The 10,732-nt window shown below is 70.1% G+C and carries 8 protein-coding genes; all 8 read right to left on the minus strand.

The window, feature by feature from the left end; all coding sequences use genetic code 11:
• Positions 1–186 precede the first annotated feature (186 nt).
• A complete protein-coding gene (locus ACYQ8L_RS17100; protein WP_459943029.1) occupies positions 187–906 on the minus strand; it encodes an ABC transporter ATP-binding protein in 720 nt (239 codons plus the stop codon).
• A 9-nt stretch (positions 907–915) separates the two neighbouring features.
• On the minus strand, positions 916–1,674 hold the full coding sequence (locus ACYQ8L_RS17105) for an ABC transporter ATP-binding protein (protein WP_459943030.1): 759 nt from the start codon (positions 1,672–1,674) through the stop codon (positions 916–918).
• A gap of 9 nt (positions 1,675–1,683) precedes the next feature.
• Positions 1,684–2,628: a branched-chain amino acid ABC transporter permease gene (locus ACYQ8L_RS17110; protein WP_459943031.1), complete on the minus strand. Its 945-nt coding sequence runs from the start codon at positions 2,626–2,628 to the stop codon at positions 1,684–1,686.
• Positions 2,628–3,533 (minus strand): branched-chain amino acid ABC transporter permease, encoded by a 906-nt coding sequence (locus ACYQ8L_RS17115; RefSeq protein WP_459943032.1) that lies wholly within the window; start codon positions 3,531–3,533, stop codon positions 2,628–2,630. Before ACYQ8L_RS17115 ends, ACYQ8L_RS17110 begins: the two co-directional genes overlap by 1 nt.
• Before the next feature lie 242 nt (positions 3,534–3,775).
• Complete coding sequence (locus ACYQ8L_RS17120) at positions 3,776–4,888, minus strand: branched-chain amino acid ABC transporter substrate-binding protein (protein ID WP_459943033.1); 1,113 nt, start codon at positions 4,886–4,888, stop codon at positions 3,776–3,778.
• 75 nt (positions 4,889–4,963) lie between these two features.
• On the minus strand, positions 4,964–7,792 hold the full coding sequence (uvrA, locus tag ACYQ8L_RS17125; RefSeq protein ID WP_459943034.1) for an excinuclease ABC subunit UvrA: 2,829 nt from the start codon (positions 7,790–7,792) through the stop codon (positions 4,964–4,966).
• Positions 7,793–8,109: 317 nt separating this feature from the next.
• Complete coding sequence (locus tag ACYQ8L_RS17130) at positions 8,110–9,540, minus strand: phosphoglucomutase/phosphomannomutase family protein (protein ID WP_459943036.1); 1,431 nt, start codon at positions 9,538–9,540, stop codon at positions 8,110–8,112.
• A gap of 665 nt (positions 9,541–10,205) precedes the next feature.
• Positions 10,206–10,577, minus strand: a complete 372-nt coding sequence (locus ACYQ8L_RS17135; protein ID WP_459943035.1) for a GxxExxY protein — start codon at positions 10,575–10,577, stop codon at positions 10,206–10,208.
• Positions 10,578–10,732: the final 155 nt, after the last annotated feature.

The raw sequence follows: 10,732 nt of genomic DNA on the forward strand, positions 1-10,732 counted from the left end.
GCCCGCCCCGCGGCCCCGCTCCCCCCCGCCGCGAGAGCGCGCTTTATACCCCCCTCCCCAACCCCTGTCAACACCCCCTTCGGGGCTTTTTCGCCCTTTTCCGCGAACCCCTGGCCAGGCCTACGGTTTTCCGCGCCCCCAACAAAGGGACCCCAGGGACACAAGGGACCCAAGGGGCCGGGGAGCTTAGCGCTTGCCGCCCAGGTAGGCCTGCTGGACCTGGGGGTTCTCCAGGAGCTCGGTGGCCGTTCCTTCCAGGGTGATCCGCCCGACCTCCAGCACGTAGCCCCGGTGGGCGAGCCGCAGGGCCGCCCGGGCGTTCTGCTCCACCAGGAGCACGGTGACCCCGGCCCGGTTGATCTCCTCGATCGTCTGGAAGATGGATTTGACCAGAAGGGGCGCGAGCCCGAGGCTGGGCTCGTCCAGGAGCAGGAGCCGCGGCTCGGCCATGAGGGCCCGGCCGATGGCGAGCATCTGCTGCTCCCCGCCGCTCAGGGTTCCCGCGAGCTGCCGGCGCCGCTCGGCGAGCACCGGGAAGAGCTCGTAGATCCAGGCCCGGGTCTTCCGGATCCCATCGGCGTCCCGCCGGCGGAACGCCCCGAGATCGAGGTTCTCCTCGACCGTGAGGGTGCCGAACACCCGGCGCCCCTCCGGGCTTTGCGCCACCCCGAGCTCGACCCGCCGGTGGGCCTTGAGGCCGGTCAACTCCTGGCCGTCGAACCGGATCGACCCGCCCGAGGCCCGCACGAGCCCGCTCACGGCCATGAGCGTCGTGGACTTCCCGGCGCCGTTCGCCCCCAGGAGGGTGACGATCTCCCCCTCGTCCACCCGGAGGCTCACGCCGTGGAGGGCCTCGATGTTCCCGTACCGGACCCTGAGGTCCCGAATCTCCAGAAGGGTTCCCATGGCCGCCTTCTAGTCCGTGCCCAGGTAGGCCTCGATCACCTTGGGGTCCGCCTGGACCTCCTCGGGGGTGCCCTCGGCGATCTTCTTCCCGTACTCGAGCACCACGAGGCGCTCGCAGGCCTCCATGACGAGGCCCATGTCGTGTTCGATCAGGAGCACCGTGACGCCCCGGTTCCGGATCTGGCGGATCAGGTCCAGCAGGGCCAGGGTCTCCTGCTCGTTCATGCCCCCGGCCGGCTCGTCGAGCACGAGGAGCTTGGGCTCGGTGGCCAGCGCCCGGGCGATCTCCAGGAGCCGCTGGTTCCCGTACGAGAGGTTCCCGGCCAGGTCCTCGGCCCGGGCCTCCAACCCCACGAACCGAAGCGCCGCCATGGCGTCGGCCACGGCCCGGGTCTCCTCCCTACGCTGGGCCGGAGTCCGGAGCACGGCGGAGCACACGCCGGACCGGGTGCGGCAGTGGCGGCCGGCCAGCACGTTCTCGAGCACGGTCATCTTCTGGAACAGCCGGATCGTCTGGAACGTCCGGGCGATGCCCCAGTGGACGATCCGGTGCGTGGGCCGCCCCGTGATGTCCCGGCCGTCGAACCGGATCCGGCCCCCGTCGGGCCGGTAGTTGCCCGTGATCAGGTTGAACACGGTGGTCTTGCCCGCGCCGTTGGGGCCGATGAGCCCCACGATGGCCCCCTCGTCCACGGCGAACGACACCTCGTCCACCGCCACGAGGCCCCCAAAGGTCTTGGTGACGCCTTCGAGCTCCAGCAGGGCCATGACTCCCCCTTACCCCGCGGCGTCCGGGAGCCGGAACCGGCGCGGCCGGGGGGGCAGGAGCCCCTGGGTGCGCACCACCATCATGACCATCATGACGAGCCCGAACACGAGCATCCGGGCGCTCGCCAGCCCCCGGAAGGCCTCGGGCAGCCCCACGATCAGAAACGCCCCCAGGAGCACGCCGGCCATGTTCCCGGCGCCGCCCAGGATCACGATCATGAACACCACGACCGACTCCCAGAAGCTAAAGGATTGGGGCGAGATGATGGTCATCTTCGAGGCGTACAGGGTGCCCGCCATGCCCGCCCAGGCCGCGCCCACCACGAACGCCAGGAGCCGGTACCGGGACGTGGGGATCCCGCTCCCCTCGGCGGCCACCGGGTCGTCCCGGAGGTAGTTCCAAGCCCGGCCCACCCGGGACTGCTGAAGCCGGTGGAACACGAACACCGTAAGCGCCACGAAGGCCCAGATGAGATAGAAGAACTCGTGGGGCTTTCGGATCTTCCAGCCGAACAGCTCCGGCCGGGCGATGCCGAAGATCCCGTTGGGGCCCCCGGTCAGGCCGAAGACATCGTTCACCAGGGCGATCCGCAGGATCTCCCCCACCCCCACGGTCACGATGAGGAGGTAGTCGCCGCGAAGGTGGATCACCGGCCGGGCCACGAGCGCCGCGAACACCCCGGCCGCCGCCCCGGCCAGGGGCAGGGTCCACAGGATCGGCACCCCGAACCGGGTGTTCAGGATGGCCGTGGTGTAGGCGCCCACGGCGTAGAACGCCGCGTGACCCATGTTGTACATGCCGGCGTCGCCCAGGATCACGTTGAGCGACAGGGCCAGGAGGCCGTAGAGGCCGACGCTGTTGAGCACGTCGACCCAGTAGGCGTTCAGCACCGCCGGGGCCAGGGCGAGGCCCACAGCCGTGGCCAGGACCCAGAGTTTCGTCCGCCGCGTCATCACACCTTTTCCGCCACCCGCTCGCCCAGGATCCCGGTGGGCCGGACGATCAGGATCAGAATCAGCACCAGGAACGCGATGGCGTCCTTCCACGCCAGGGAGATGTAGGCCGCCCCCAGGGCCTCGATCACGCCCAGGAGGAGCCCCCCCAGCATGGCGCCCGGGATGTTGCCGATGCCCCCCAGGATCGCCGCAGTGAACGCCTTGAGCCCGTAGAGCCAGCCCATGGTGAAGCTGATCTGGCCGTAGTAGAGCCCCACCATGACGCCGGCGGCGCCCCCCAGGGCCGGCCCCACGAGGAACACGAGCAGGATCACCCGATCCACGTCGATGCCCATGAGCCGGGCCGCCCCCTGGTCGATAGCGGCCGCCCGGATGGCCGTTCCCATCCGGGTCTTGTGGACCCAGAGGTAGAGGACCGCCATCAGCACCACCGACGCCGCGAAGATGAGGATCCGCATGAGCGGCACCGGCACCCCGAACACCTCCACGGCCACCCGGGGCAGGATGTCCTGGGGGTACACCCGGAGTCGGGCCCCGTAGATCAGCATGATGGCGTTCTGGAGGAAGATCGAGGCGCCGAGGGCGCTCACCACGGCCGAGAGCCGGGGCGACTCCCGGAGCGGGCGGTAGGCCGTGCGCTCCAAAAGCCCCCCCACCACGGCCACGAGCCCCATCACCATGAGGACCAGAAGGAGCACCCCGCCCGCCACCCCCACCCTCTCGTGGAGCGCAAGGGACGTGATCAGGGTGAGCCCCAGGTAGGCCCCCAGGGTGAACAGGTCGCCGTGGGCGAAGTTGATGAGCTTGAGCACCCCGTACACCATGGTGTACCCGAGGGCGATCAGGGCGTAGATCCCCCCCACGGCGAGCCCGTTGGTGAACTGCTGGAAGAACTGTTCCATGGGATCCAGAGGTGGCGTATCGGCGGGGACGCGAGGACGCTCGGAGGCTTGGATGCCCTACCGCCTCCGCCCGCACGGGGCATCGATCGGACCGAACCGGGCCAAGGGCTCACGGACGGTCCGGCCGCCCTCGGCGGCCGGACCGTCCCACGGTTTCGCTCATCTTGGGCCGGGCGAGCCTCCCGGTCCCGCGGGGCCTTGGCGCGCCCTCGGCAACCCGGCGCGCGGCCCCGTCCCGGTCCCTACTGCTGCAGCACGAACCGGCCTTCGGCGTCCACCCGGTAGACCTTGTACACCTCGCCCACCCGGTCGCCCTTGGCGTTGAACGCGATCTCGCCGGTGAGCCCGGAGAACGGCTTCCCGCTGTGGAGGTACTCGGCGAGCTTCTTGGAGTCGGTGGACCCCGTGGCCTCGATGGCCGTGGTCACCGTCAGGAACCCGTCGCCCGCCAGCACGGCCCAGATGGAGCCCGGCACGCCCCCGTACTTCTTCTCGTAGGCCGCCAGGAACGCCTTCGCCCGCTCGTAGGGCAGGTCGCTCGGCACCGGCGGGCTCAGGAAGTAGAACCCCGCGGCCGCCTCCTTGCCCGCGATCTTCACCAGATCCGGGTTGTTCGTGGCGTCGCCCCCGATGAACGGCACGTCCCAGCCCATCTCCTTCTTCTGCCGGAGCAGGAGTCCGGCCTCCGGGTAGTATCCGGTGAAGAACACCGCCTCGGGCCCGGCCGCCTTGAGCTTCGTGAGGATCGTGGTGTAGTCCTGCTCGCCCGGGGTCAGGGCGTCGAAAAACGCGATCTCCACCCCGGCCTTCTCCAGGAGCCCCTTGGCCTCCTCGGCCAGCCCCTTGGCGTAGCTCGTGTTGTCGTGGAGCACGGCCACCTTCTTGAACCCGAGCTTCTGGATCGTCTGGGCCGCCACCCGGCCCTGCTCGTCGTCCCGGGGGCAGGTGCGGAAGAAGAGCTTCAGACCCTTTTCCGTGAGCCGCACCGCCGTAGACCCGTTGGCCACCTGGAGGATCTCGGCCTCGTCGTAGATGCCCTGGCTCGCCTCGGTCACCGACGAGCCGTAGGTGCCGATCACGGCCACCACGCCCTGGGTCGAGAGCCGCTGGGCCGCGAGCGAGGCGGTCCGGGGGTCACCGCCGTCGTCCTCCACCACCACCTCGACGGTCTGGCCGTTCACCCCGCCCTTGGCGTTGAGCTCCTCGGCCAGGAGCTCCACGATCTGCTTCATCTCCTGGCCCTCGCTGGCCCAGGCGCCCGTGAGCGGGGCCATGAGGCCGATCTTCACGGTGCCCGCAAACGCGGGCGCCGCCAGGCACACCGAAACCGCTGCCACTGCGAGTCGCTTCCACATGGGGGCCTCCTTTTTCTTGATCGGGCGAAACGGAAGTTTGAGGCGCGCGAAAGTATCAGGCGAGCGGGCCCGGGGTCAACGGGAAACCCCCAGCAGCCGGGAGAGGGCCCGGCCGGTGTGGGACTCCGGGCAGGCGGCCACCTCCTCGGGCGTCCCCCGGGCCACCACCCGGCCCCCCTCGTCCCCGCCCTCGGGCCCGAGGTCGATCACGTGGTCGGCGGTTTTCACCACGTCGAGGTTGTGTTCGATCACGAGCACCGTGTTCCCCTGGTCCACCAGCCGGTGGAGCACCTCGAGGAGTTTACGCACGTCCTCGAAATGGAGCCCGGTGGTGGGCTCGTCGAGGATGTAGAGGGTGCGGCCCGTGGCCCGGCGGGAGAGCTCCTTCGCGAGCTTCACCCGCTGGGCCTCCCCGCCCGAAAGCGTGGTGGACGACTGCCCGAGCCGGATGTACCCCAGCCCCACGTCCTCCAGGGTCTGGAGCTTCTCCCGGATCGCCGGCACGTTGCGGAAGAGCTCCCGGGCCTGGGTCACCGTCATCTCCAGCACGTCGGCGATCGAGGCGCCCTTGTACCGGACCTCCAGGGTCTCCCGGTTGTAGCGACGGCCGGCGCACTCCTCGCAGGTCACGTACACGTCGGGCAGGAAGTGCATCTCGATCTTGATCAGCCCGTCGCCCTTGCAGGCCTCGCACCGGCCGCCCTTCACGTTGAACGAGAACCGGCCCTTGCCGTACCCCCGCACCTGGGCCTCGGGGAGCTGGGCGAAGAGATCCCGGATCGGGGTGAACACCCCCGTGTAGGTGGCCGGGTTCGACCGGGGGGTCCGGCCGATGGGCGACTGGTCCACGTCCACCACCTTGTCCACGTGCTCCAGCCCCTCGATGGTGTCGTGCTCCAGGGGGCGCAGCTTGGCCCCGTGGAGGGCCGCCGCGAGCGCCGGGTACAGGGTGTCGACCACCAGGGTCGATTTGCCCGAGCCCGACACCCCGGTGACGCAGACGAAGAGCCCCAGGGGGATCTCCACGTCCAGGTTCCGGAGGTTGTTGCCCCGGGCCCCCCGGATCCGCAGGGCCTTCCCGTTGGGGCCCCGGCGCTTCGGCACCGGCACGGCGCTCCGACCCGAAAGGTAGGCGCCGGTGAGGCTCCCGGGATGGGCGGCCACCTCCTCCGGGGTGCCCTGGGCCACCACCTGACCGCCGAGCTCGCCGGCCCCGGGGCCCATGTCCACCACGTGGTCGGCCGCGCGGATCGTGTCCTCGTCGTGCTCCACCACGATCACGGTGTTGCCGAGGTCCCGGAGCTCCAGCAGGGTCCGGAGGAGCCGGCCGTTGTCCCGGGGGTGGAGCCCGATGGTGGGCTCGTCGAGGATGTAGAGGACCCCCGTGAGCCGGGAGCCCACCTGGGTGGCGAGCCGGATCCGCTGGCTCTCCCCTCCGGAGAGGGTGGCGGCCGGGCGGTCCAGGGTGAGATAGCCGAGCCCCACGTCCAGGAGGAACCGGAGCCGCTCCCGGATCTCCTTGAGCACCCGCTCGGCGATGGAGGCCTCCCGGTCGGGAAGCCGCAGATCGGCGAAGAACCGCTCGGCACCGGCCACGCTCAGGGCGCAGACCTCGTGGATGCCCTTCCCGCCCACGGTCACGGCCCGGCTCTCGGGCCGGAGCCGCGCTCCCCCGCAGGCCGGGCACGGCCGGGCCTCCAGGAACTCCGCCAGATCCTCCAGGTCGCCGCCGTCCTTGGCCTCCCGGATCCGGCGCTCGAGCCGGGGGATCACCCCCTCGAAGGGCTTCCGGAACCGGTAGGTGGAGTCCTTGCCCTCGAACCGAAAATCCACGGCCTGGTCCCCGGTTCCCCAGAGCACGGCGTGGCGGACCCGTTCGGGCAGGTCCTGCCAGGGGGAGTCGAGGTCGAGCCCCAGGTGGTCCTGGAGGGCCCGGAGCATCTGCCGAAAGAACGCGCCGTTTCGGCCCTCCCACGGCGCCACCGCCCCCTGGGCCAGGGTCTTCCGCGGATCGGGCACCACCCGCTCCGGCACCACGGCGAGCTTGGTGCCGAGCCCGTCGCAGGCGGGGCAGGCCCCGTGGGGGGAGTTGAACGAGAACGACCGGGGGGAGAGCTCCGGAAGGGACACCCCGCAGTCGGGGCACGCGAACCGCTCCGAGAACCAGAACCGCTCGGGCTCCCCCTCCCGGGGCCGGGTCTCCACCACGGCCACGCCCTCGGCCCGGGCCAGGGCGAGCTCCAGGGCCTCGGCTAGGCGGCTTCGGGCCTCGGGCTTCACCACCACCCGGTCCACCACCACCTCGAGGGTGTGCTTGCGGTTCTTGTCGAGGGCGATCTCCTCCTCCAGTTCCCGCAGTTCACCGTCCACCCGGATCCGCAAGAACCCCGAGCGCCGCAGGTCTTCCAGGAGGGCCCGGTGCTCCCCCTTGCGGCCCCGGACCACGGGTGCGAGCACCTCCACCCGGGTGCCCTCCCCGAGCCCCAGCACCCGGTCCACCATCTGGGTCACGGTCTGGCTCGCCACCTCCCGGCCGCAGCCCGGGCAGTGGGGCACCCCGACCCGGGCGTAGAGCACCCGCAGGTAGTCGTACACCTCGGTCACGGTGCCCACGGTGGACCGGGGGTTTTTGCTCGTGGTCTTCTGTTCGATGGAGATCGCCGGGGAGAGCCCCTCGATGGAGTCCACGTCGGGCTTTTCCATCTGTTCCAGGAACTGCCGGGCGTAGGCCGACAGGCTCTCCACGTACCGGCGCTGGCCCTCGGCGTAGAGCGTGTCGAAGGCCAGGCTCGATTTTCCCGACCCCGACGGGCCGGTGATGACCACGAACCGGCCCCGGGGGATCTCGAGGTTCAGGTTCTTGAGGTTGTGCTGGCGCGCGCCTCGGATGCGAATGGTATCCATGTCGGGGGTCAGGAGTCAGAGGACAGGCGTCAGGGGACGGTTACGAATGCCTTCCAAGTCACTTCGGCTGGGACGCTAGGACGCTAGGACGCTAGGACGCGAAAATCATTTGTGATTCCAGCTCCACAGGCTACCCCAACCCGTAGGAGCGGCTGCCGTAGCAGGGGCCAGAATTCAGAAGTCAGAGGTCAGAGAACCCCCTGTCCTCTGCCGTCCGTCTTCTGCCACCCGGCACGGTCTCCGGTCTCGTGTTCCGGACGGCCGCGGCTCACCGTGTAGCAGGGGCGGACGTTAGGAGCCGCCCTCGCTGGGGTACGTCACGCCGCGCCCGGGAGGTCGTCGACCAGGTGGCGGCCTGCCTCCAGGAGGGCGGCCACCTCGTCGCGGCCCCGGGCCTCGGCGTAGAGCCGGAGCTTGGGTTCGGTGCCGGACGGTCGCACCAGGAGCCAGGAGTCGTCGTCCCGCTCGAACCGGAGCCCGTCGGTGCGCGACACCCGAACCACCGCCCGGCCGGCCAACTCGGGCGGATCGGGCCACCGGGCGAGCGCCTCCCGCACCGCCCCGGCCCGCTCCGGGGCGAGCGGCAGGTCCACCCGATCGTAGGCGAAGTAGCCCGTCTCGGCGAACACGTCCTCCAGGCACGCCCGAAGCCCCCGGCCCCGGCGGGCCACGATCTCGGCGAGGAGGAGGGCGTTTAGGAGCCCGTCGCGCTCCGGCCCGAAGGCCGGGATCCCGATCCCCCCGCTCTCCTCCCCGCCGATCAGGGTCCCGGGCTCTAGGAGCGCCTCGCCGATGAACTTGAACCCGATCGGGGTTTCAAGCACCGGGAGCCCCCGGCGCCGGGCCAGGAGGTCGGCCATCACGGTGCCCGAGGCGGACCGAACGACCCGGCCCCGAAGCCCCCTTTCCTCCAGGAGGTGGTGGAGGATCAGGGCGAAGATCCGCTGGGTCGAAAAATACCGGCCCCGCTCGTCCACCGCCCCGATCCGGTCGGCGTCGCCGTCGTTGGCGAGCCCCAGGGCCCCGCCCCGCTCCCGCACCCGCCCCGCCAGGTCCCCGAGCCGATCCTCCAGGGGTTCGGGCGCCACGCCGCCGAAGCCCGGGTTTTCCTCGGCCCGAAGCACCTCGACCTCGCACCCCGCCTCCTCGAGGAGCATCGGGAGCCAGGGGTGGGCGCAGCCGTGCATCGCGTCAAGCACCACCGTGAGCCCGGCCCGGCGGATCGCCTCCCGATCCACGAAGCCCCACACGGCCTCCCGGTAGGCGTCCCAGACCTCCAGGGGCTCCCACAGGCCCCGGCGCCGGGCCTCGGCCGGACCGATGCAGTCCACGGGCCCCTCGATCCGGGCCAAGGCGGCCTCGATCTTTGCGCTGGTGGCCGACCGGGCCGCGCACCCCAGGTGCTCCTTGAACTTCACCCCGTTCCACTCGGGGGGGTTGTGGCTCGCGGTGATCATGAGCCCCCCGCCGAGCCCCCGGTGCCGCACGGCCCAGGAGACGACGGGCGTCGGCACGGGTGTCGGCGCCACCCACACCCGGATCCCCCGGGCGGCCAGCACCCCGGCCGCCTCCTCGGCGAAGGCACCGGAGAGGAACCGCCGGTCGAACCCCACGGCCACGCCCCGACCGGCCAGGCCCTCGGCCTCGAGGTACGAGGCCACGGCCGCGGCCACCCGTCGCACGTTCTCGAACGTGAAATCCCGGGCGATCACCCCCCGCCACCCGTCGGTCCCGAACCGGATCTTCATCGCCAACCACTCATTCCGGTGTATTCAACCACGGAGAGCACGGAGGGCACGGAGAACTGCTGGTTTGGCCATCCTGCCGCTTCCAGATGTCGTCAGTCGGAAACGGCACGATCAATGAGAAACCAACGGACAAACTCCACATGTCCCCCTCCGTGGTCTCCGTGCCCTCCGTGGTGCAATCCCTGCTACGCCACAAACCGCCTTGGACCCCACGCGGCCCCGGAGCCAGGCGTTGATGCCAACCGGCTTCGCACCACCACCTCAGTCCCCCATTTCGAACCACGGAGAGCACGGAGGGCACGGAGAACTGCTGTCTTGGGCATCCTGCCGGTTCCGGACCGCATCAGCAGGCAACGCCACGATCAACGAGAAACCAACGGACAAACCCCGCATGTCCCCCTCCGTGCTCTCCGTGTCCTCCGTGGTGGAATCCCTTCCACGCCACAAACCCTTTCTACCCCCTTGCCCCCCGTAGCCAGGCGCTCGTTCCAGCCGGGTTCGCGCTATGCGTCAGTCCCTCTTCTTGAACCACGAAGAACGGCGAAGCAGGGGGCGTACCCGCTCCTTACGGTCCGAGCAGCCTCCGACGGTGCCGGATGGACTACCCCCAAACATTCAACCGATCCTCCTCCGTGGTCTCCGTGTCCTCCGTGGTACGATCCGCGCTACACGACGAACCGCCGCACGCCCTCTTTCAACCGCACCACGTTGAAGTTGATCAGCAACCCCACGGGAGCCTGGCAGAGCTTCATGTAGGTGAGCAACTGGGCGTCATGGATCGGTAACAGCCGCTCCACCACCTTCAACTCCACGAGCAAGGTGCCCTCGATCCACAGGTCTGCGCGGAACCCGCAATCGATACGGAGTCCCTTGTACTCCACGGGCACCGGGTACTGCCGCACGAACTGGAGCCCGGCGTGCGCCAACTCGTGAACCAGACACGCCTCGTAGGCCGACTCCAGTAGTCCGGGGCCCAGGTGGCGGTGCACCTCGATCGCATACCCCAGCACCCGAGACGTCAGCTCCTCGAACCGCATTTTTGCCCCCGCGGCGCCCCCCGCAAAGGCTCAGGCGCCTTTCCCTCCCCCGTGTCCTCCGGCGTGTGATCCACTATGGGACGCCCCATCTCTCGGCCGGTTCCATCCCGAAGCCAGACGTTGGTTCGAGACGGACTCTCACTCCACCCCGGTCC

The sequence above is a fragment of the Deferrisoma palaeochoriense genome, assembly GCF_054656955.1.